At 65.0% G+C, this 22,980-nt stretch carries 17 protein-coding genes; 11 read left to right on the top strand and 6 right to left on the bottom strand.

Annotated features, from left to right (window positions below; translation table 11 throughout):
* Window positions 1–78: 78 nt before the first annotated feature.
* The 3 genes from AAHK20_RS19825 to dacB form a co-directional block, all read right to left on the bottom strand.
* On the bottom strand, window positions 79–1,272 hold the full coding sequence (locus AAHK20_RS19825) for an SGNH/GDSL hydrolase family protein (RefSeq protein ID WP_449183218.1): 1,194 nt from the start codon (window positions 1,270–1,272) through the stop codon (window positions 79–81).
* Window positions 1,273–1,366: 94 nt separating this feature from the next.
* Window positions 1,367–2,305 carry a sterol desaturase family protein gene (locus tag AAHK20_RS19820; RefSeq protein ID WP_449183217.1) on the bottom strand — a complete coding sequence of 313 codons (939 nt, stop codon included), beginning with the start codon at window positions 2,303–2,305 and terminating at the stop codon, window positions 1,367–1,369.
* A 293-nt stretch (window positions 2,306–2,598) separates the two neighbouring features.
* Window positions 2,599–4,212, bottom strand: coding sequence for a D-alanyl-D-alanine carboxypeptidase/D-alanyl-D-alanine endopeptidase (gene dacB, locus AAHK20_RS19815; RefSeq protein ID WP_449183216.1), 1,614 nt, complete (start codon window positions 4,210–4,212; stop codon window positions 2,599–2,601).
* Between the two features lie 272 nt (window positions 4,213–4,484).
* On the opposite strand from dacB, the gene AAHK20_RS19810 reads away from it, so the two are divergent.
* From AAHK20_RS19810 to AAHK20_RS19785, 6 genes are all read left to right on the top strand, one after another.
* Window positions 4,485–5,147 carry a response regulator gene (locus AAHK20_RS19810; protein ID WP_449183215.1) on the top strand — a complete coding sequence of 221 codons (663 nt, stop codon included), beginning with the start codon at window positions 4,485–4,487 and terminating at the stop codon, window positions 5,145–5,147.
* A 13-nt stretch (window positions 5,148–5,160) separates the two neighbouring features.
* A complete protein-coding gene (locus tag AAHK20_RS19805; protein ID WP_449183214.1) occupies window positions 5,161–6,459 on the top strand; it encodes an ATP-binding protein in 1,299 nt (432 codons plus the stop codon).
* Window positions 6,460–6,601: 142 nt separating this feature from the next.
* Window positions 6,602–8,089, top strand: coding sequence for a DegQ family serine endoprotease (locus tag AAHK20_RS19800; protein ID WP_449183213.1), 1,488 nt, complete (start codon window positions 6,602–6,604; stop codon window positions 8,087–8,089).
* A 233-nt stretch (window positions 8,090–8,322) separates the two neighbouring features.
* A complete protein-coding gene (locus AAHK20_RS19795) occupies window positions 8,323–8,811 on the top strand; it encodes a carboxypeptidase-like regulatory domain-containing protein (RefSeq protein WP_449183212.1) in 489 nt (162 codons plus the stop codon).
* A gap of 235 nt (window positions 8,812–9,046) precedes the next feature.
* Complete coding sequence (locus AAHK20_RS19790; protein ID WP_449183211.1) at window positions 9,047–9,406, top strand: DUF427 domain-containing protein; 360 nt, start codon at window positions 9,047–9,049, stop codon at window positions 9,404–9,406.
* A 34-nt stretch (window positions 9,407–9,440) separates the two neighbouring features.
* Window positions 9,441–10,202, top strand: a complete 762-nt coding sequence (locus tag AAHK20_RS19785; RefSeq protein WP_449183210.1) for an SRPBCC family protein — start codon at window positions 9,441–9,443, stop codon at window positions 10,200–10,202.
* Between the two features lie 67 nt (window positions 10,203–10,269).
* On the opposite strand, the gene AAHK20_RS19780 is transcribed toward AAHK20_RS19785, so the two are convergent.
* Window positions 10,270–11,268 carry a helix-turn-helix domain-containing protein gene (locus AAHK20_RS19780; protein WP_449183209.1) on the bottom strand — a complete coding sequence of 333 codons (999 nt, stop codon included), beginning with the start codon at window positions 11,266–11,268 and terminating at the stop codon, window positions 10,270–10,272.
* Window positions 11,269–11,421: 153 nt separating this feature from the next.
* Here AAHK20_RS19780 and AAHK20_RS19775 point away from each other — a divergent pair, with 153 nt between their 5' ends.
* Complete coding sequence (locus tag AAHK20_RS19775) at window positions 11,422–12,048, top strand: cysteine hydrolase family protein (RefSeq protein WP_449183208.1); 627 nt, start codon at window positions 11,422–11,424, stop codon at window positions 12,046–12,048.
* Here the strand turns inward: AAHK20_RS19775 and AAHK20_RS19770 are convergent.
* Complete coding sequence (locus AAHK20_RS19770) at window positions 12,045–12,710, bottom strand: TetR family transcriptional regulator (protein WP_449183207.1); 666 nt, start codon at window positions 12,708–12,710, stop codon at window positions 12,045–12,047. The genes AAHK20_RS19775 and AAHK20_RS19770 overlap by 4 nt on opposite strands.
* A gap of 401 nt (window positions 12,711–13,111) precedes the next feature.
* Between AAHK20_RS19770 and AAHK20_RS19765 the strand changes: the two genes are divergently transcribed.
* The 3 genes from AAHK20_RS19765 to AAHK20_RS19755 all read left to right on the top strand — a co-directional run bounded on the left by AAHK20_RS19765 (window position 13,112) and on the right by AAHK20_RS19755 (window position 19,184).
* The gene (locus AAHK20_RS19765) at window positions 13,112–14,332 is read left to right on the top strand and encodes an efflux RND transporter periplasmic adaptor subunit (protein ID WP_449183206.1); all 1,221 of its coding nucleotides are present in this window, start codon (window positions 13,112–13,114) and stop codon (window positions 14,330–14,332) included.
* Window positions 14,333–14,350: 18 nt separating this feature from the next.
* Complete coding sequence (locus AAHK20_RS19760) at window positions 14,351–17,542, top strand: efflux RND transporter permease subunit (protein WP_449183205.1); 3,192 nt, start codon at window positions 14,351–14,353, stop codon at window positions 17,540–17,542.
* A gap of 85 nt (window positions 17,543–17,627) precedes the next feature.
* Window positions 17,628–19,184, top strand: a complete 1,557-nt coding sequence (locus tag AAHK20_RS19755) for an efflux transporter outer membrane subunit (RefSeq protein ID WP_449183204.1) — start codon at window positions 17,628–17,630, stop codon at window positions 19,182–19,184.
* Window positions 19,185–19,361: 177 nt separating this feature from the next.
* Here AAHK20_RS19755 and AAHK20_RS19750 read toward each other — a convergent pair whose 3' ends face one another.
* Window positions 19,362–20,780: a nucleobase:cation symporter-2 family protein gene (locus AAHK20_RS19750; RefSeq protein WP_449183203.1), complete on the bottom strand. Its 1,419-nt coding sequence runs from the start codon at window positions 20,778–20,780 to the stop codon at window positions 19,362–19,364.
* A 408-nt stretch (window positions 20,781–21,188) separates the two neighbouring features.
* Between AAHK20_RS19750 and AAHK20_RS19745 the strand changes: the two genes are divergently transcribed.
* Window positions 21,189–22,610, top strand: coding sequence for a xylulokinase (locus AAHK20_RS19745; RefSeq protein WP_449183202.1), 1,422 nt, complete (start codon window positions 21,189–21,191; stop codon window positions 22,608–22,610).
* Window positions 22,611–22,980 lie beyond the last annotated feature (370 nt).

Here is a 22,980-nt window from a genome sequence, read left to right as displayed (position 1 = left end):
AAAACGCCCGGCTTGAACCAAGCCGGGCGTTTCTGTTTGCCGTCCTGATCGAACGGCTATATCACGTCGACACCGCGATCAATGACCGATGCCTGCCGCCGCAACCTTGCTCTCGATGAATTGGGCGAAAAGCGCGTGCGTATGCGTCGACGGGTGAATCGAGTCCGCGAACACGTAGGTCTGGTCTGCGCCCGCGACCGTCAGCGTCTGCGGCGAGCAGAACAGCGACGAGGCGAATTGCGCGCCGAACTGCGCAGGCGTCAGCCCGTTGAGTGCGGACGGGTTCTGTTGGCCATACTGAGTGGCGTTCGCCTGCATCTGCGCCAGATTGCACGCTGTGCCCGTGTTCCCGACTTGGAAGCCGAGCGACGAAACATTCGGCAGAACGCTTTGGTCGAGCCACGTGAATGCGTCGGCGTAGATCACCTTCGACGAAAGGCCCGCTTGGGCCAGTCCGGCCTGCACGATGCCGTTGAAGGTCTGCGTGATACCGCTCAGGAGCGCTGAGCCCGTCGCGCCTTCGGAGATACCGAGCGGCGTCTGGCCGATGTCGGGCACGTTGACGACCACGACCTTGGTTGCGCCGGCGGCGAGGATTTTGCCCACTTGCGTGACAAACGCCTGCGCAGCCGGTCCGAGTGTCGACAAGGTGACTGCCTGGACCGCGACCGAGAGGCTCGGATAGGTGCCATTGGCTACGCCGGTCTGCACGGCGGTCCCGATGGCCGTCGCGTTCGTCAGGATGTCGTTTGCGCCGCCTTCGACGAGCACGAGCTGGTTCGAATTGAAACTGCCGTGGGCGTTCAGATAGTTGGTGACCTGGTCGACGACCGGCATCGTCGTTGCCGCGGCGTCGTTCGGCGCCCAGCCGATGCCTTGTTCCCCGCTGATGAGCGCGCCGCCTTCCCCGTAGCCGAGACCGCCGGCTGCGGCGAGTTGCACGCTGAAGCCGCCGAGATAGGCCGGCGTGAGGGTGCCGCCGTAGTAGTTCGCGACGTTTTGCGTCCAGACCTGGCCAGGATTCGTCGTGAACTTGCCGCCGCCGAAGCTCGGCAGGATGAACGGGGAATAGGTGCCGACATCCGAAAGGCTCGTGCCGAACGACACGACCTGCAGCGATACGCCGCCCGGCGGCGTGCTGCTGTTGCTGGTCGTCGAGCTGCTGCTGCCCCCGCCGCCGCAAGCCGCCAGAAGCGCGAACGCGGCGCAGGCGACGGCCGTTTGCGCGACGCGCAGCAGGCCCTTGGGCTGTGTCTTTTTGCTTTGTTCCATCTATCTCATCTCCTCGAATGTGCGGCTTGGCCGTGTGTTGCAGGCAGCGCTCGCCGCTTGTGAGGCGCGGCGTAGCGACAGCTTACAGAATCTGTCATGTCTTGCGCGATGTTGGAAATGCCTGGGTGTCGGGTTCGCGCAACCCGCTTTCTGGTACTGGCAAGCCAATGCGGATATCGCTCGCGCCGTGAAACGCCGCAGCCCATTCGGGCGGACCGAACAGAGCGCGCAGCTTGTCGGTGAAGCGCTCGGCGCGCGCCGCATCGGCGGCCATCGAGGCCCATTCGTGAAACGTCGCCTTGAGCGGGTTGTAGCTGCGCAGCGGCTCGACGATTCCGTACTCGGGGGCTTCGCGCGGGTCTTCATCGACAAAGCTGCCGAACAGGCGATCCCAGACGACCAGCACGCCCGCGTAGTTGCGATCGATATAACGCGGGTTGCGGGCGTGATGCGCGCGATGGATCGACGGCGTGTTGAAGACGTATTCGAGCCAGCCGAGCCGGCCGATCGCCTGCGTGTGGACGAAGAACTGGAACGCGAGATTGATGAGGACGATCGCGACGATCTGCTTGGGCGGAAAGCCGAGCACGGCGAGCGGCGTCCAGAACGCCCACATGCCGGCAATCGGATACATGAGACTCTGGCGGAACGCGGTCGATAAATTGAGCCGCTCGGAGGAATGATGGACGACGTGCGCGGCCCACAACCAGCGCACGCGATGACTGCTACGGTGGAAGACGTAGTAGAGCAAATCCTGGGCGACGAACAACACGGCGAACGACAGCCATCCGGCATGCCACGTAATCAGCCGGAAATGATCGTAGACGAAGGCGTACAGCGGAATGACCGCGAGCCATGCGAGCTTGTCGGCGGCTTGATGCATGAGGGCGAGCGACGCGTTGCAAAGCGTGTCGGCCCATCGGTAGATTTGCGCGTTCGGGCGTGCGCGCCGCAGGTGCCACGCCTCCCAGCCGATGCATGCGAGAAAGACGGGCGCCATCGCGAGCAGGAGCAATTCGGCATCGAATTGCATGGGCGTCTCCCTCCGTGTCTCGAGTTGGTCTTGTTGCAGCGTGAACGCTGTCGAGTTGTACCGAGTATCGCGTCACGCAATCGAGCATGATTTCGCGCTTCGGACATTGCCCGACAGCGTACACGGTCGCGTCACGCGCCGCGCCATTCTTCGTAGAAGGATTATTCGATGCAGGCGCCGTCTGTAAAGGCGGGTGAGGGTTTCTCCCAGCACGCGGGGGCGGCTGGGAGAAATGGGAATGGAGGGAGGTGGGAGGGCGCGCTCGGCACGCCGGGTGGAGGCTTAGTTGATGCTTAGCGAGCGCCTTGATATACCCACTCGAGCAGCGCGTCGTGCGCCGCGCGCGCAGCTTCCGCGTGCTCGTCATTGATGATGCTGACGACCACATAGCTCTGTCCGTCCGCCCCGGCCACATAGCCGGCGATCGCGCGCACATCGCGCAGCGTGCCGGTCTTGATGTGCGCATTGCCGAGCACCGGCGCGGATTTCAAGCGGTTGCGCATCGTGCCGTCGACGCCCGCTACCGGCAGCGATTCGACGAACACTTGCGCGACGGGGCTCGCATTCGCGTGCTGCAGCAAGTCGGCGAGCGACAACGCCGAAATATGCTCGTCGCGTGACAATCCCGAGCCGTTTTGGAGCGCGAGCTCCGGCATCGGCAGACCGTTCGCGTTCAGAAACGCGCGGATCGTATTCGCGGACTTCTCGGGCGTCGCAGGCGGCTTCTCCTTGACCGCGCCGATCGTGAGGAACAGGTTGCGCGCCATCACGTTGTTGCTGAACTTGTTGATGTCGCGAACGATATCGGACAGCACCGGGCCTTGGTGAGTCGCGACCAGGCGCGCATCGACGGGCACGGGGCCTTCGCGCGTCGCGCCGTTGAAGGTGCCGCCCGTCTGCTGCCACAGCGCGAGGAATCCGCCCGCGAAGAACTGCGAGTGGTCGAGCACCGCGAGGTTGATCGAGCGCATCCCGCAGCGCACCGGGTAGTCGCCCGAGAACAGCGCGGCGACGGTGCCGCTCGCCTCCGGCGTGACGGTCGGCGTGACCGCGGTTTCCGCGCCGACGCACGCGCCGCGCGTCGCGTGCAGTTCGTTGTCGATTTGCAGTTGCGAAAGCGCCGGCAGCACGTCGATCGCGACGGTGCCGTCGGGTGAAGGTGTCAGCGTAAACGTCAGCGATTTGAAGGCGTACAGCAGCGGGTCGGGGCCGACGTTGTACGGGGCGGTGGCGTCGTCGTCGAACGGCGGGAGGTCGCGCGTCGACGGATCGAAGAAGCGCTTGTCGAGCACCAGGGCGCCGTCGATGCCCGTGATGCCGGCCTTGTGAATCTTGTCGACGAGATCGATCAGCTCTTCCGGTACGAGCTTCGGATCGCCCGTCCCCTGGATGTAGAGGTTGCCGTGCAGGACGCCATGCTCGTCGACAGTGCCGTCCGCGTAGGCGTTGGTGCGCCAGCGATAGTCCGGGCCGAGGATCGACAGGCCCGAGTAGGTGGTGACGAGCTTCATTGTCGAGGCGGGCATCATCGGCTTGCCGGCGTTCAACGCGAGGATCGGCGTGCGATCGCCGATCTTCTCGACGACCACGCTCACCGCCGTCAGCGGCACGTGCGCTTTTTCGAGTCCCCTCATGACCGGTGCGGGCAAAACGGTCGTGACGCTGACGGCCGGATGGCGCGCTTTCTTGCGCGCCTCGGCCGGCGCGGCGAAGGCGAGCGCGGTGCAGGTCAGCAAAGCGACGGCGATGCGTGCGAGTGTCTTCGAGCGATGAAAACGATTCGGCTTTTGCGATTCGTTGCTAGATGACGTGAGCGATGAGGTGATCGATGACGAAAGCGGTGCGGGGTGAGACACGCGTCGCGGCAGTGCGCGGCGTGCAACTGAAGAGAGAAATGCGTTCGTCATGGACGGCTGGTTCTGTAAATCAAGTCGATCGAAGCGACGACAGCGAACGTCGTGGCGACATCGATCGCGACAAGCGGGCAGGCAACACGATTGGCGCGCGTGCAATAGCAGCGCAATAGCGTCGCCGCGACCGTGCCATTGCGCCATGCCGCGCCAAAAGCGCTCATTGTAGAGACATGCTGCGGCGCTGCGGAAAAAGAGCGCGCGCCGCGTGGCGCACGCGAGACGTTAAAATGGGTTCATTACACATCTTTGCCGCGGGATAAACACCGATGCGCGTATTGCTTGTCGAAGACGACCGGATGATTGCCGAAGGCGTGCGCAAGGCGTTGCGCGGCGAGGGCTTTGCCGTCGATTGGGTGCAGGACGGCGAGGCCGCGCTGACCGCCGCGACCGGCGAATCTTACGATCTCATGCTGCTCGATCTGGGCTTGCCGAAGCGCGACGGCCTCGACGTGCTGCGTACCTTGCGAGCCCGAGGCCATGCGTGCCCGGTGCTGATCCTCACGGCTCGCGATGCGGTCGCGGACCGCGTCAAAGGTCTCGACGCCGGCGCCGACGACTATCTCGTCAAGCCATTCGATCTCGACGAACTCGGCGCGCGAATGCGCGCGCTGATTCGCCGTCAGTCGGGGCGCAGCGAATCGGTGATGCGTCACGGCGCGCTGACGCTCGATCCCGCTTCCCACCAAGTCACGCTCGACGGCGCACCGGTCGCGCTGTCCGCGCGCGAATTCGCGCTGCTCGAAGCGCTGCTGGCGCGTCCCGGCGCGGTGCTCTCGAAGAGCCAGCTCGAAGACAAGATGTACGGCTGGGGCGAGGAGATCGGCAGCAACACGGTCGAGGTCTATATCCACGCGCTGCGCAAAAAACTTGGCGCCGATCTGATCCGCAACGTACGCGGCCTCGGCTACATGATCGCCAAGGAAGCGTGAGACCACTCTCTCCATGAGTTCGATTCGTCGTCAATTGCTGTTCTGGCTCGTTGCGATCGTCGTCGCGGGCGTGGGCCTCGCGGGCTGGCTGATCTATCGGCAGGCGCTCGCCGAAGCCAACGAGCTGTTCGATTACCAGCTGCAGGAGATCGCCGCGGCGCTGCCGTCGGAGCCATTCGCGCAAATCCTCGGCGCGCATTCCGATGCCGACGAGGGCGTCGTGATCCAGATCTGGAATCGCAACGGCGCACTGATGTACTACTCGCATCCACGCGCACCGCTCGCGCCGCGCGCCGAGCTGGGCTTTTCGACGGAGCGCACCGACCGCGGCGAGTGGCGTGTGTATGGCGCGATCGTCGGCGATAACGTCGTGCAGCTCGCGCAGCCGCTGTCGGTGCGCAACCGGCTAGCCGCGAACGTCGCGCTGCGCACGCTGTGGCCGTTGATCGTCGTGTTGCCGTTTCTCGGTCTGGCCGTCTGGGGGATCGTCGGGCGCGGCCTCGCGCCGCTCGCGCGCGTGACGCGCGCGCTGGAAACGCGCCGCCCCGAAGCGCTCGATCCGCTGCCGGACGAACGCTTGCCGCTCGAAGTGCGGCCGCTCGTACGCGCATTGAACGGACTGCTCGCGCGCCTTTCAGCCGCGCTCGATACGCAAAAGGCGTTCGTCGCCGACGCCGCTCACGAACTGCGCACGCCGCTCGCGGCGGTACAGATCCAGTCGCAACTGGTCGCGCGCGCGCATGACGACGATGCGCGCCGCGAAGCGCTCGCTGATTTGCAGGCCGGCGTGACGCGCGCAACGCGTCTTGCCGAGCAATTGCTCGCGCTCGCGCGTGCCGAGCCGGATGGCGCGGGCGCGAGAAAGTCGCTCGACCTGCGCCAGCTCCTTGCCGAGTGCGTGGCAGCGCACGCGCCGCTCGCGCAGCGGCGCGCGATCGATCTCGGCTTTGAAGAGGCGCAGTCCGCCAATGTGACGGCCGATGCCGAAGCGCTGCGCGTGATGTTCGGCAATCTGCTCGACAACGCCGTGAAATACACGCCGGAGGGCGGCCGGATCGACGTCTCGCTCGCGCTCGATCCCGACGGCCATCCGCGCGTGAATATCGCCGACAGCGGCCCCGGCATTCCCGAGGACGAACGCGAGCGCGTGTTCGACCGCTTCTATCGCGACACCTCGGCGCGGGCGCGCACCGACGTGTCGGGCAGCGGCCTGGGGCTCGCGATCGTCAAGCGCATTGCGGTCCAGCACGGCGTCGAGATCGAACTGGACGACGCGCCGCTCGGCGGCCTTCTCGTCAGCGTGCGGTTCTGAGCGGCGCGTCGAGTGCGGGCGCGAATGCGGCCCGCCGTGCGCGAGACGCGGCAATTTGGCCGTATTTCCGCTGAAATTCGTCGTTAAGACTCCTTTAAGACAGCACCCTTACTCTGCGTACGTCACCAAGGAGGTTCCTTCGATGAATACCAAGATTCTGTCTCGCAGCGCCGTCGCCATCGCGGTCGCCGTTGCGTTGTCGGCGGGATACGTCGCCGGCACCCGCCATACCGACCCGCAGATCATCCAGTCCGCCCAGGCTGCGGCGCTGATGCCTGCCGAAGCTGCCGCGAAGACCGGCATCCCCGATTTTTCCGGTCTGGTCGAAACCTATGGCCCGGCCGTCGTGAACATCAGCGCCAAGCACGTTGTGAAGCAGGTGTCGCAGCGCCAATCGATGCAGCAATTGCCGATCGATCCGAGCGACCCGTTTTACCAGTTCTTCAAGCACTTCTACGGCCAGATGCCGGGCCAGGGCGGCGATGACGGCGGCCAGGGCGATCAGCCGAGCGCGAGCCTCGGCTCGGGCTTCATCATCAGCCCGGACGGCTACATCCTGACCAACGCGCACGTTGTCGACGGCGCGAACGTCGTCACCGTCAAGCTGACCGACAAGCGCGAATACAAGGCGAAGGTCGTCGGCGCGGACAAGGATTCGGACGTCGCGGTGCTCAAGATCGATGCGAAGGATCTGCCGACCGTGAAGATCGGCGACCCGCGCCAGAGCAAGGTCGGCCAGTGGGTCGTCGCGATCGGCTCGCCGTACGGCTTCGACAACACGGTGACCTCGGGCATCATCAGCGCGAAGTCGCGCTCGCTGCCTGACGAGAACTACACGCCGTTCATCCAGACCGACGTGCCGGTGAACCCGGGCAACTCGGGCGGACCGCTCTTCAATCTGCAGGGCGAGGTGATCGGCATCAACTCGATGATCTACTCGCAGACGGGCGGCTTCCAGGGTCTGTCGTTCGCGATTCCGATCAACGAGGCGATGAAGGTCAAGGACGAGCTCGTCAAGACCGGCCACGTGAGCCGCGGGCGCCTTGGCGTCGCGGTGCAGGGCCTCAACCAGACGCTCGCCGATTCGTTCGGGCTGCAAAAGCCGAACGGCGCGCTCGTGAGCTCGGTCGATCCGGGCGGCCCGGCCGCGAAGGCGGGCCTGCAAGCGGGCGACGTGATTCTCGCGGTGAACGGCACGGCGATCAACGATTCGACCGACCTGCCGTCGATGATCGCGGGCATCAAGCCGGGCAGCAAGGCCGACATCCAGGTCTGGCGCGACAAGGCCAAGAAGGATGTGACCGCGACGATCGGCGCGCTCACGGACGCGAAGGTGGCCTCGAACGACACGCAGTCACAGGAGCAAGGGCGCTTGGGCGTGGCGGTCCGTCCGCTGACGCCGCAGGAAAAGAGCGGCGCGTCGCTCACGCACGGGCTGCTCGTGCAGCAATCGTCGGGGCCTGCGGCAACCGCGGGCATTCAGCCGGGCGATGTGATTCTCGCGGTCAACGGTCGTCCGGTGTCGAATGCGGATCAACTGCGCGAGATGATCTCGAAGGCGGGCAATAGCATCGCGCTGCTGATCCAGCGCGACAATGCCCAGATCTTTGTGCCGGTCGATCTCGGCTAATTGCCGCGAACCGTTGCCCGCGGGCATCGGAGGCTGTTCCAAACGCGCCGCACCGTCCTACCATGGACGGTGCGGCGCGTTCGTTTCAGTACGCGCCGGGCCGCCCCAAGCGTACTGATCGCCCCCTTGGGGGGCAGCGAACGAAGTGAGCGTGGGGGCCGTTCCCTGCAGGCGCGCAAATTGCTCCAAGACAGACAACCCATTCGAATCCATTTACGACGAAAGGAGAGTCAATGAACACGCCAAGCAACAAGCGAGCGGCGATCGCGGCGGTTGCCGCGGCGCTCGCACTCGGTGCGGCGGGCGGCGCGTTTGCGCAGTCGGGCACGGTGGGCGGCTCGACGACCGACAACAGCAGCGCCGGCAATGCGAACGGCGGCGGCATGCCGCAGATCCAACAGCAAGGCGAGGTGTCGTTCGTGTCGGGCGGCGTGGGCAGCGACGAGTCGGCCGCGCTCAAGCGGGCCCAGCACGACTGGCCGCTTGCCATGCGCTTCACCGGGCCGAGTTCGGAATTTCTGGCGGACGTGCACGTGAGGATCGTCAACGCGCACGACGGCGAAGTGCTCAACGCGCAATCGCGCGGGCCGTATATGCTCGTCAGGCTTCGTCCCGGCCGCTACACCGTGCATGCGACGTATAACGGCCAGGATCAGAAGAAAACGGTGACGATTTCGGGCAGCGGCAGTACCAAAGCGGACTTTTATTGGAACGCCCTTTGAGACCAGCCATAGGGAATTTCCAGTAGCGATCGGAAGCGCGCACAAGCGACACGAGTTTCGCCCATAATAAAAGCCACGGACGCCGTGGCTTTTTTTTGTCCCATGCAGAGCGAGCGCTGCAAAAAAGCCCCAGGCTACGCACCGGCCCTATCCAAACACACGCCGTTGGCTGTCGCCCGAGAAGCGGCGGCACATCGGCGGCACAGGCCGCGCACGAGATGTACAGGGGAAAGCAATGACGAACGTCGACGACCATCGCATTGAGATCGTGCGGAACCGCCATCGGGTGCGGGTGATCCACTATGGCGTCACGGTTGCCGATACCCTCCACGCGCTCACGCTGAGCGAAACGGGCCTTCCCGACGTCACCTATTTCCCGCGCGAAGACGTCAACATGGCGCGGCTCAAGCGCTCGGACCATACATCGTTCTGTCCCTACAAGGGACATGCATCGTATTTCCATTTGCAAACCGAGGACGGTCTCGTCGAAAACGCGGTTTGGACCTATGAGGAACCGCTCGAAATGGCCGCCCAAATCAAAGGGTATTTGGCGTTTTATGCATCGCGCGTCGATCGCATCGATCAGACGTCTTGATCCCGCAATCGCGCGTGCATAGGGGGAAATCGCCATGGAACTGAACGACGCGTTACGCATTCCGCTTGCACCGTCCGCGGTCTGGGACGCGTTGCAGGATCTCGCGCTGCTGCGCGCAAGCCTCGAAAACTGCGAATCGTTCGCACGCCTCGTGGGCGGCGAGTACGTGCTCACGCTGACCGTGCCGCTCGGCCCGCTCAGGGCCCGCTACGACGTGCGTGCGCACGTGGCGAGCCAGAACGGCACGGCCGTCGACGCGCCGCATCGCACGCTCAACTTCAAGGCGCGTGCGCCGGGTGTCGGTGCGTTGCGAGGCCAGATCGACGTCGCGCTGCGGGCCGATGCGGAGAGCGGCGCCGCGTCGTCGGATGCTTCGCAAGCGGAACCCTCCACGCGGATCGACTACTCCGTCTGGGCGACGCTCACTGGCCCGCTGACCGAACTGCCGCCGCGCCAAATTGAAAACGCGATGCACGAGCTCGCCGACGACTTTTTCACGGAGTTCTGCGCGGTCGTGCAGGCCAAGCACGGGCTGGGGCCGAACCGCGCGCGCGGCGGGCATGGCCGGCGTCAGCACGTCTTTCTGCGGCCGATCAATCTGGCCGGCATCGCGCGCCGCGCCTATCCGCATGGTGCGGGCGGGACCCTGACGGGTCGCGCCGCCGGCACGCTCGTCAGCACCCGCGCGCACGGGCTCCATCGCGGACATGAGCCGCATGCGATGCCCGCGTGGGCGTGGGCGGCGATGGTCTTCTTCGTCGCCGTGCTGTTATACGCGTCGCGCTGGTTCGGCTGACGAGCTAACCTGTTTCTTTCCATTCAGCGCGCCGTGCGGTCGGTCCGGCGCGCTCTCCGTCCGCTTTTCAAGCTCCCCTGAACTCCCGCCGGTACGCCGAAGGCGACGTTTTGAGTGCGTCGGCGAAGTGCTGGCGCATCGATACCGTCGAGCCGAATCCCGCTGCGTCGGCGATGGCGTCGACGGATTGCTCCGTCATCTCCAGCATTTGCTGCGCTCGCGAGAGGCGCGTGGCAAGGAGCCACGCGCTGACCGTCGTCCCTGTCGCTTGCCGGAAGCGCCGCGTGAAAGTGCGCCGGCTCATCAGCGCGCGCTCGGCGAGCGAGTCGAGCGTGTGCGGCTCGCGCGGATTGGCACGGACCCAGTCGAGCAGTTCGGCGAGCCGGCCGTCGCGCGCGTCGGCGGCGATCGGCTGCTCGATGAACTGCGCCTGCGAGCCTTGCCGATGCGGTGGCACGACGAGCCGCCGCGCGGTGTAGCTCGCCGCCTGCGCGCCGCAGAGCTTGCGCAGCACGTGCAGGCAGCAGTCGATGCCCGCGGCAGTGCCGGCCGACGTCAAGATGTTGCCGTCGTCGACGTAGAGCACGGCCGGGTCCAGCCGGACGTTCGGGTAGCGGTGGGCGAACGCGTCGGCCCAGGCCCAGTGGGTCGTGGCGGGGCGGCCGTCGAGGACGCCCGCTTCCGCCAGCACGAACGCGCCGAGACATAGGCCAACCAGTTGCGCTCCGCGTGCGTGGGCGGCGCGCAAGGCGTCGAGGAGAGCGGCGGGCGGTGCTTCGCCAGTGTCGCGCCAGCTCGGGACGACGACGATATCGGCGTCGTTGATCGCATCGAGACCGTGGGGCGCGGTGATCGTAAAGCCGGCGGTCGTCGTCAGCGTGCCGGGTTCGGCGGCGCAAACGCGCAACTCGAAGGGCGGCACGCCGCCCGCGCTGCGGTCTTCACCGAAAACGAGGCATGGCACGGACAGATGGAAAGGGCTGATGCCGTCGAAAGCGACGACGGCGACGACGTGTGTCCCGGCGGCCATTGCTGCGGGACTGGCGGTGGAAGTCTCTCGCGGCATCGACGACTCTACGTAAATGGCGTTGGCCCGATTCTAGCGAATATTGTCATTCAGGCCACTATCTGCGGCGCGCGTAAAAGCGAAGAATGGCTCCCGTCGCTGCCTTGGCGAACGAAGCGAAAACAAACACCAACCTCGAAAAGGAGCCGCACCATGTCCCAAGCCAACCCGCGCCGCGCGCTGATCGTGATCGACGTCCAAAACGAATACGTGACCGGCGATCTGCCGATCGAATACCCGGACGTCAACGTGTCGCTCGCCAACATCGGCCGCGCCATGGATGCGGCGCGCGTCGCATCGGTGCCGGTCGTCGTCGTGCAGAACTTCGCGCCGACCACTGCGCCAATATTTGCGCGCGGTTCGGAGGGTGGGGAGTTGCACTCGGTCGTCGCGTCGCGCCCTCGCGATCACTACCTGGAGAAGTCGCTGCCTAGCGCATTCACCGGCACCGATCTCGCCGATTGGCTGAAGGAGAACGAAATCGACACGTTGACCATCGTCGGCTACATGACCCACAACTGCGACGCGTCGACGATCAATCACGCGCTGCATGCGGGCTATGCGGTGGAGTTTCTGTCGGACGCGACCGGGGCCGTGCCGTATGAGAATGCCGCGGGATACGCGAGCGCGGAGGACATCCACCGCGTGTTCAGCGTCGTGCTGCAATCGCGCTTCGCAGCGGTGCTGGGCACCGACGAGTGGATCGCCGCGCTCGCGTCCGGCGCGCTGCCGCAGCGGGGCTCGATTTACGCGTCGAACCAGAAGGCTCGCGCGCGTTAAGTGTCCAGTGTCGAGCCCGGTTCCGGCGCCGCCCCGCGCAACGCGGGGCTATAGAGCAGCATGTCGAAGCACGCGTCGACGAGCTGCTCCGAATGCGTGGCGATATCGACCTTGTCGGGCAGGATCAGCATATCGCGCAGGAATCCGCCGACCAACGCATGCAGGATGGTTGCCGCCTTTTGCGTATCGAGGTCGGCGGGCAGTTGGCCTTTCGACACGGCATTCTTCAAGCCGCCCTCGATTTTCTGCAGGCCGTCGCGCATGTTCGTCTGATGACGCGCCATGACGGGGCCCATGTCCTCGACGAATTCACACTTCAGAAACAGGATGTCGAACACCCGGCGGCGCTGCGGGTCGGTCGCCGTGCTGCGCAGACACCAGTTGACGATTTCCTTGAGCCGGCCAAGCGGGTCGGCTTCCTGCGGATCCAGCGACGCCGCGCCGAGCTCGTCGAGCGGCAGCAGCACGCGGTCGAACATGGCCGTGAACAGGTCGCCCTTGTTGGCGAAATGCCAATAGATGGCGCCGCGCGTCACGCCGGCATGCTGCGCGATGTCTCCGAGCGATGTGCGCGAAACGCCTTTTTCGAAGAACACGTGTTCCGCGGCATCGAGAATTCGATGTCGCGTTTCCTGGGCTTCTTCCTTGGTTCGTCTGACCATTTGTCGTTTTGGCTCTCTACCGGATGAAGCGGTGAGGTCATTCTCTATATAACTATAGGGAAGGGTCTGTTGAGTAGTTTCTACTCGCCCTGATCGTCCCAACACGCGAGCGTACTTTTACGTACATTCGTGATTGTATATATAATCACGCAGACGATTGAATAGCCTAGCTGTAAACCCGGGTAATATCCGTCACTGTTGCCTGCCCCAAGGCTAATCACCGCGCATTGTCACGGCGGTGTCATGCGGCGCTTTCTCGGCGCGGCGCGCTGCGCCGACGACCCTGACGACCGCATCCGGGCTATCGATCCAACGTCTCAGGACGTATTTGTGCTGCGCGTTCCGCGGGGGCAGAAGCGCCGGCACACTTTTCATTCTCAGTCATTGACAGAGGTCGCTCCATGCGCGTCGAACGGGTTCCATACCGCTTAATCAGTGTCGCGACGGCTGCCGTATTTCTTGCAGCATGCGGACAAAAACAATCGGCACCGCCGCAGCAAACGCCGGAAGTCGGCGTCGTCACCATCCAGCAATCGGCCGTACCGGTCGTCACCGAGCTGCCGGGCCGCACCAACGCCTTCCTCGTCGCGCAAGTGCGCGCGCGGGTCGATGGCATCGTGCTGTCGCGCGACTTCACTGAAGGCAGTGAAGTGAAGGCCGGCCAACGCCTGTACAAGATCGATCCGGCGCCTTACATCGCCACGCTCAACAACGCGAAGGCCACGCTCGCGAAGGCCCAGGCGAACCTGGTGTCGGTCACCGCGCAGGCCAACCGCTACAAGGTGCTGGTGGCCGCCAACGCAGTCAGCAAGCAGGACTACGACAACGCCGTCGCCTCGCAAGGCCAGGCCGAGGCCGATGTGGCCGCCGGCCGCGCGCAGGTCGAGACCGCGCAGATCAATCTCGGCTATACCGACGTGATCTCGCCGATCACCGGCCGCACGGGCGTGTCGCAAGTCACGCCGGGCGCTTACGTGCAAGCGAGCCAGGCGACGCTGATGGACACGATCCAGCAGATCGACCCGGTCTACGTCGATCTGACGCAATCGAGCCTGGAAGGCCTCAACCTGCGCCGCGATGTGCAGGAAGGCCGCCTGAAGACGAGCGGCCCGAACGCCGCGAAGGTGTCGCTGATCCTCGAAGACGGCCGCACCTACTCTGAGCCGGGCAAGCTGCAGTTCTCCGACGTCACGGTCGATCAAACCACGGGCTCGGTCACGGTCCGTGCGATTTTCCCGAACCCGAATCGCGTGCTGCTGCCGGGCATGTTCGTGCGTGCGCACATCGAAGAGGGCGTAAACGACAACGCGATGCTCGTGCCGCAAATCGGCGTCACGCACAACCCGAAGGGTGAGGCGGTTGCGCTGGTCGTCGGTCAGGACAACAAGGTCGCGCCGCGCACGCTCGTCACGGCGGGCATGCATGGCGCGGACTGGATCGTCGAGAGCGGCGTGCAGCCGGGCGACCGGGTGATCGTGCAGGGCACCGAAAAGGTCCGCCCGGGGATGGAAGTGAAGGCGGTGCCGGCGCAGATGCCGGCGAGCCCCACATCCGGCGCGGCGGCCGGCGCGGCCCCCGCGGCAAGCGGCGCGCAGCAGGCGCACGGCGCATCGGGCGCGTAATAACAGGGAGCCTGCTTCATGGCAAAGTTCTTTATCGATCGCCCGATTTTTGCATGGGTGATCGCGATTATTTTGATGCTCGCGGGTATCGCGTCGATCTTCAGTTTGCCGATCGCGCAGTATCCGACCATCGCGCCGCCGTCGATCCAGATCAGCGCCAGCTATCCGGGCGCGTCGGCGAAGACGGTGGAAGATACCGTCACGCAGGTGATCGAGCAGCAGATGAGCGGTCTCGACCACTTGCTGTATCTGTCGTCGACTTCGGATGACTCCGGTACCGCGACGATCACGCTGACGTTCGCCGCCGGCACGAATCCGGACATCGCGCAGGTGCAGGTGCAGAACAAGCTGTCGCTTGCCACGCCGCTTCTGCCGCAGGTCGTGCAGCAGCTCGGCACGACTGTGACGAAGTCGAGCAGCAGCTTCTTGCTGGTGCTCGCCTTCAACTCCGAAGACGGCAGCATGGACCGCTACGACCTCGCGAACTACGTGGCCTCGCACGTCAAGGACCCGATCAGCCGTCTCGACGGGGTCGGTACGGTGACGCTGTTCGGCACGCAGTACGCAATGCGGATCTGGCTCGACGCGAACAAGCTGAACAACTTCAGCTTGACACCCGTCGACGTGACGAACGCGATCTCGGCGCAGAACGTGCAGATCGCGGGCGGCCAGATTGGCGGCACGCCGGCGAAGCCGGGGCAGGTCATCCAGGCGACCATCACCGAATCGACGCTTCTGCGTACGCCTGAGCAGTTCGGCAACATTCTGCTGAAGGTGAACCAGGACGGCTCGCAAGTTCGCATCAAGGACGTCGCGCGCATCGATCTGGGCGGCGAAACGTACAACTTCGAGACGAAGTACAACGGGCAATGGACTGCGGGTCTCGGGATTCAGCTCGCGACGGGCGCGAACGCGCTGCAGACGGCGAAGGAAGTGAAGCAGAAGGTCGACGAGCTGTCGAAGTACTTCCCGCACGGCCTCGTCGTGAAGTACCCGTATGACACGACGCCGTTCGTGAAGCTGTCGATCGAGGACGTGATCAAGACGCTGCTCGAAGGCATCGTGCTCGTGTTCCTCGTGATGTACCTGTTCCTGCAGAACCTGCGGGCCACGCTGATCCCAACGATCGCGGTGCCCGTGGTGCTGTTGGGCACGTTCGCGATCATGCAGCTCGTGGGCTTCTCGATCAACACGCTATCGATGTTCGGTCTCGTGCTCGCCATCGGCTTGCTGGTGGACGATGCGATCGTGGTGGTCGAGAACGTCGAGCGGGTGATGGCCGAAGAGGGCTTGTCGCCTAAAGAGGCGACCAAGAAGGCGATGGGCCAGATCACCGGCGCGCTCGTCGGCGTGGCGCTCGTGCTGTCGGCGGTGTTCGTGCCGGTGGCCTTTTCGGGCGGATCGGTCGGCGCGATTTACCGGCAGTTCTCGCTGACCATCGTGTCGGCGATGGTGCTGTCGGTGCTGGTCGCGTTGATTCTGACGCCGGCGCTCTGCGCGACGATTCTCAAGCCGATCGAAAAAGGCCATGAGGAAGCGAAGAAGGGCTTCTTCGGCTGGTTCAACCGGACCTTCGAGAAGAGCCGCGACAAGTACCACTCGGGCGTGTTTCACGTGATCAAGCGCTCGGGCCGCTGGCTCATCATCTATCTCGCGGTGATCGCGGCGGTCGGCCTGTTGTTCGTGAAGCTGCCGAAGTCGTTCCTGCCTGACGAAGACCAGGGCCTGATGTTCGTGATCGTGCAGACGCCGTCGGGCTCCACCATGGAGACGACCGCAAAGACGCTCGAGAACATCAACGACTACCTGCTCACGAAGGAAAAGGATCTGGTCGAATCGGCGTTCACGGTGAACGGCTTCAGCTTCGCCGGCCGCGGCCAGAACTCCGGTCTCGTGTTCGTCAAGCTGAAGGACTACTCGCAGCGCCAGCACAAGAACGAGAAGGTTCAGGCGATCATCCAGCGGATGTTCATGCACTACGCGGGCTACAAGGACGCGATGGTGATCCCGTTCAATCCGCCGTCGATTCCTGAACTGGGTACCGCATCGGGCTTCGACTTCGAGCTGACCGATAACGCGGGTCTCGGCCACGAAGCGCTGATGGCCGCGCGTAACCAGCTGCTCGGCATGGCTTCGAAAGACCCGACGCTCGCGCTCGTGCGTCCGAACGGCCTGAACGACACGCCGCAGTACAAGATCGACATCGATCGCGAGAAGGCGCAGGCCTTGGGCGTGTCGGCGTCGGCGATCGACCAGACGTTCTCGATCGCGTGGGCATCGCAGTACGTGAACAACTTCCTCGATACCGACAACCGGATCAAGAAGGTGTACGTGATGGCCGACGCGCCATTCCGCATGAACCCGGACGACTTGAACATCTGGTACGTGCGCAACGGTGCGGGCGGGATGGTGCCGTTCAGCGCATTCGCGACTGGCCACTGGACCTACGGCTCGCCGAAGCTCGAACGCTACAACGGTATCTCGTCGGTCGAAATCCAGGGCGCGGCTGCGGAAGGCAAGAGTACCGGCCAGGCGATGAAGGCGATGGAAGCAATCGCGGCGAAGCTCCCGCCGGGCATCGGCTACTCGTGGACCGGCTTGTCGTTCCAGGAAATCCAGTCGGGCTCGCAGGCGCCGATCCTGTATGCGATCTCGATCCTCGTCGTGTTCCTGTGCCTTGCGGCGCTCTATGAAAGCTGGTCGATTCCGTTCTCGGTGATCATGGTCGTGCCGCTCGGCGTGATCGGCGCACTCTTGGCCGCCACGCTGCGCGGGCTCGAAAACGACGTGTTCTTCCAGGTGGGTCTGTTGACCACCGTGGGTCTGTCGGCGAAGAACGCGATTCTGATCGTCGAGTTCGCGCGGGAACTGCAGCAGGGTCAAGGGATGGGGCCGGTGGAAGCCGCGCTCGAATCCGCCCGCCTGCGGTTGCGGCCGATTCTGATGACCTCGATGGCGTTCATTCTCGGCGTGATGCCGCTCGCGGTCAGCAACGGCGCCGGTTCGGCGAGCCAGCACGCGATCGGCACGGGCGTGATCGGCGGGATGCTGACAGCGACCTTCTTCGCCATCTTCTTGATCCCGATGTTCTTCGTCGTGATCCGCTCGAAGTTCTCGGGCGAGAAGGAAGATCCGGATGAGGCGATGCGGCTGTCGGACGCGCTGCATAAGGACTCGAACGGCAACGGTTCGGGCAAGGAAGGACATTAAAATGAAACGACCCCTACGCTCACTTCGTTCGCTGCCCCCCGAGGGGGCGTCCCAGCACGCTTGGGGCGGCCCGGCGCGTGCTGGGATGCGAAAACTTTCTTTGATTGCCATCGCAGTCGGCGTTTTCGCGGCCGGCTGCACGATGGAGCCGCACTACAATCGTCCGGCCGCTCCGGTGCCGGCGTCGTTCCCGACCGGCGGCGTCTATCAGACGCAGCCGGGCAGCGGCGCCGAGCGCACAGCGAACGGCGCGGCCGCCAGCGACATCGGCTGGCGCGAGTTCTTCGCCGACCCGCGTCTGCAGCAGGTCATCGAGATCGCGCTGAAGAACAACCGCGACTTGCGCGTGTCGGTGCTGAACGTCGAGGCGTCGCAGCAGCAGTACCGCATCACGCGCGCGGAGCTGTTCCCGACGCTCAATGCGGTGGGAACCGGCAGCGTCTCGCGCACGCCGAAGGACTTGTCGCTCTTCGACCAGACGATCTCGCGGACTTACAACGTCGGTCTGCAGACGTCGTGGGAAATCGACTTCTGGGGCCGTATCCGCAGCTTGAAGGACCAGGCGCTCGCGCAATACTTGTCGACGGCACAGGCACGCAAGGCGGCGGAAATCTCGCTCGTCTCGCAAGTCGCCGACCAGTACTTGACGATGCTTTCGTTCGACGACCTGCTGCGGATCACAGAGCAAACGCTGAAGACCGCGCAGGACTCGTACAACCTGACGAAGCTGCAGTTCGACAACGGCACCGGCTCGGAACTCGATTTGCGTCAGGCGCAAACCGTGGTCGAGCAGGCGCAGGCGAACATGCAGGCGGAGGCGCGCCAGCGCGCGCAGGCCGAGAACGCGCTCGTGCTACTGCTCGGCGAGCCGTTGCCGGCCGATCTCGATCCGGGCTTGTCGCTTAGCGATCAGAAAATCCTGACCGACATTCCCGCGGGCCTGCCGTCAGATCTGCTCACGCGCCGTCCCGACATCATGGAGGCCGAGGAGAACCTGCTCGCGGCCAACGCGAATATCGGCGCGGCTCGTGCGGCGTTCTTCCCGAAGATCTCGCTGACGAGTTCGGCGGGCACGGCGAGCCCGACGCTCGGCGGGCTCTTCAAGCCGGGTTCGTTCGCATGGACCTTCGCGCCGACGATCGACCTGCCGATCTTCGAGGGTGGCAGCAATATCGCCAACCTGAATCTTGCGAACGTCCAGAAGAAGATTCAGATCGCGCAGTACGAGAAGTCGATTCAGTCGGCGTTCCGCGAGGTCGCCGACGGGCTCGCCGCGCGCGGCACCTACGACCAGCAGATCGCGGCGCTCGAGCGCGATGTGTTCGCGGAGCAGCGTGCACTCGATCTGTCGGAGCTGCGGTATCACAACGGCGTCGACAGCTATCTGGCGGTGCTGGCAGCGCAGACCGCGCTCTATTCGGCGCAGCAGTCGCTGATCAACGCGCGCGTGAACCGGCTCACGAGCCTGGTGGATCTGTACGTCGCGCTGGGTGGCGGCTGGATCCAGCACACGGGCGATACGCCGCGTCCGGCTGACGACACGGCCGACTACGGCTCGGCCGATCAGCCGGCTGGGGCGTCCGCACCGGCTGCCGCGGCTCCGGCTGCGGCCGTGCCGGCGTCGGCGGCGAAGGCGGGGTGATCAGGACGACAGCGGAAGCAGCGGGGCGAACTCGCTGACTCCGCTGTGTGTTGTCGATGGGTCGATTACCGCTTCACGCAGCAAAGCACAGCAGCAAAGGAAAAAGCCACGGTCTCCCGTGGCTTTTTTCATTCAGGGGTGATGGTTGCGAGCACTAGCGGTTCGCGTCAAATCACCTCAATGCGCATCCGCAATCCGCCGCTCGAGCTCATGACCGCTCGCGGAAGGCGCCGCGTCAGGATGCCGTTCGAGATCGCGGCCAGCTTGCCGAATGTCCTTCTTCGCGTCCTTCTCGCCCTTCACGCCGTTGAAGATCAGGTTCAGCACGACCGCCGACACCGACGCGAGCAGGATGCCGCTGTGCAGAACCGGCGACAGCGCGCCCGGCAGTTGCTGGAAGAAGTGCGGCGAAACCACCGGCACGAGACCCAGGCCGACGCTCACTGCCACGATGAACAGGTTGTTGTGGTTCTTCACGAAGTCGACGCGCGACAGCACCTTGATCCCGTTGGCCGCGACCATCCCGAACATCACGATGCCCGCGCCGCCGAGCACGAACGCCGGCACCGACGCCACGACCTGAGCCATCTTCGGGAACAAGCCGAGCAGCACGAGGATCACGCCGCCCGTGGCGCAGACGAAGCGGCTCTTCACGCCGGTCACGCCGATCAGGCCGACGTTCTGCGAAAACGAGGTATGCGGGAACGAGTTGAAGATGCCGCCGATCAACGTGCCGAGGCCGTCGACGCGCAGGCCGCGCACGAGCGTCTCGCGATCGACCGGACGCTCGACCATGTCGCCGACCGCGAGGAACATGCCCGTCGATTCGATGAACGTGACGAACATCACGGTGACCATCGTCGCGATCGCGAGCGGGTCGAAGTGCGGCAGGCCGAAGTGGAACGGCATCACGAAGCCGACCCACGGGGCGGCCGTCACGCCTTCGGTGTTCACGTGACCCGTGACGAACGCGATCACGAAGCCCGCGACGATCCCGAGCAGCACCGAGATATTGGCGACGAAGCCGCGGCCGAACTTGTTGATCAGGAGGATCAGCGTGAGCACGATGAGCGACAGGCCGATGTAGAGCGGATTGCCGTAATCCGGATTGCCGACGCCGCCTGCTGCCCAATTGATGCCGACTTCCATCAGCGACAGCCCGATCACCGCGATCACGGTTCCGACCACGACCGGCGGGAAGAACCGCAGCAGCTTGCCGATCATCGGCGCGAGCACGATGCCGATGACGCCGGCGGCGATCGTCGAGCCGAAGATGTCGAGAATGCCGAGATGGGGGTTGGTGCCGATCGCGACCATCGGGCCGACAGCGGCGAACGTGCAGCCCATGATCACTGGCAGGCGGATGCCGAAGATCCACAGGCCGAGGGTCTGGATCAGCGTGGCGATGCCGCAGGAGAACAAGTCGGCGCTGATCAGGAAGGCGATCTGGTCTTTCGGCAGGTGCAGTGCGCCGCCGACGATCAGCGGCACCGCGACCGCGCCGGCGTACATGACCAGCACGTGTTGAATGCCGAGTGTGAGCAGCTGCCCGAAGGGCAGTCGCTCGTCGACCGGATGGACCGAATTCGATTGCATGTGTCTCACTCCAATATCTCGTTTTTGGGTGCCTCCAAGGTATGCGGAACGAAAAGCCCCAACAAGACCGCTGGAGGCTATTCCGTACTTTCCGGCATCGATATGCGCTGCATGCGAAAAGACGTATGAGCGGCGCCGCGCGCGCCGCGTCGGGCGGACGGAGGCCCGTACGAAGCGTGTTGCGCGGATCCGTCGGCTGCGATGGCGGATCGCGACGTGTCGATGTGGCTATGGGGTGTATTTCGATACGAGCATAGTGGTGTTTTGGCGTCGCGGCGCGCATGGGTGGGTAAACCCGCGCCAGACGCCGTTCTTCAGCCGGCGGCGAAGATTCGGGCAGGTGTGTCGGGCCCGAATTCGCGGCGCGGTTATCATCGATGACGACTCCACCCGATCACACTTTTCGCTATGCGTTTTCTCGGCATCGATCTTGGCACTGGCTCCCTGAAACTCGCGACGATCGACGGCGACGGACGCGAATGCGCAACCGCAAGCGTCGCGTACGCCGTCGAGACGCCGCAGCCGGGCTGGGCAGAGATGCACGTCGAGGTGTGGTGGCGCGCGCTCGTCGAAGCGGCGGCGCGCTTGCCTGCGCAGGAACGCGATGCGGTGTGCGCGATCGGTTTTTCGGGGCAGATGCACGGTGTCGTGCTGACGGCCGAGGACGGCAGCGCGGTGCGGCCGGCGCTGCTCTGGCCCGACACGCGCGCGGCCGGCCTGCTCGACGCATGGCCCGAGCCGCAGCCGAATCCGGTTGCGCCGGGCATGGCCGGGCCGCTCTTGCGCTGGATCGTGCGCAACGAGCCGCAGTCGGCGGCCGCGACGCGCTGGGCGTTGCAGCCGAAGGACTGGCTGCGCGCGGCGCTGGGCGGGGTGGTCGCGACCGATCCGTCCGATGCGTGCGCGACTGCGCTTGCCGACACGTCGGGCGCGTGGGACCGCGCGCAGATCGACGCGCTTGGCTTGCCGCCGCAATGGTTCGCGCCGCTTGCGCCGTCTTATGCGGCGGGCGGCACGCTGTCGGCGGACGCGGCTCGCGCGCTCGGCTTGCGCGAAGGCATCGTGCTTGCGGTCGGCGCGGGCGACACGCCTTGCGCTGCGCTCGGCAGCGGTCTCGCGCACGACGGCGACGCGCTCCTGACCACCGGCACCGGCGGCCAGATCGTCGTGCTAGCGACGGCTGCGCCGCAAGCGGCTCGCGGACTGCACGCGTATCGCGCGTCGACTGATCATTGGTACCGGATGGCGGCGATGCAGAACGTCGGCGTTGCGCTCGAAGCCGTGCGGGGCTGGCTGTCGTATTCATGGGCCGACGCGTATCAGGACGCGTTCGGCACTGACCCTTCGACCACGCTGACGTTCTTGCCCTACCTGACCGGCGAGCGTTCGCCCTGGATGAACCCGGCCGCGCGCGGCGGCTGGCTCGGCATGGCGCTCAGCGATTCGCGCGCGACGATGATGCGTGCCGCTTTCGAAGGCGTCGCCTTCTCGCTGCGTGCCGGGCTCGATGCGATCCGCGCGAACGGTGCGCCGGTGCGGTCGCTGCGTCTTGCAGGCGGCGGCTCGGTCGATGCGCGCTGGCGGCAGTTGCTCGCGAACGCGCTGGAGGCCGAGTTGCATGCGGTCGATTGCCCGAACGCCGCGGCGCGCGGCGCCGCCATGCTCGGGGGGCTCGCGAGCGGCCACTGGCATGCCGCCGATCTCGCGGCGCTCACGCCGGCGGCGACGCTCGTGGCGAGTCCGCAGCGCGACGCTGCGCTCGCCGCCCGCCACGCGCGTTTCATCGACTTGTATCAGCGCACGGAAAGCTGGTTTTCGGCATCTGCTTAAGCTAATAAACTAACGCGCGACACGACAGTCGGCAGTTGACGCGCAGCGGCGCCGCTGCCGAGCCACGAGCGCCGACGACGATGACGCAAATTGGCAAGCATGCGGCCGACCGCCGAACGACAGCCGCGCGCTTTCAGGCGATCATCGGCCGAAGCCGGACGGCACGCATTGACGGTGACGCAGTGAGTCGCCGCCGTATCGAACGATCGAATTGGCCCTAAGTCGATTCGACGCCTGTACTCAGAGCACAAGGGAGCAATCACGATGAAGACAAAAGCAGCCATCGCATGGAAAGCGGGCGCACCGCTCACGATCGAAGAGGTCGATCTCGAAGGGCCGCGCGCGGGCGAAGTGCTGATCGAAGTGAAAG

This window comes from Trinickia camelliae (genome assembly GCF_053525655.1).
The sequence above is the reverse complement of the archived record's forward strand: the minus strand, read 5'-3'. Positions and strand labels throughout refer to the sequence as shown.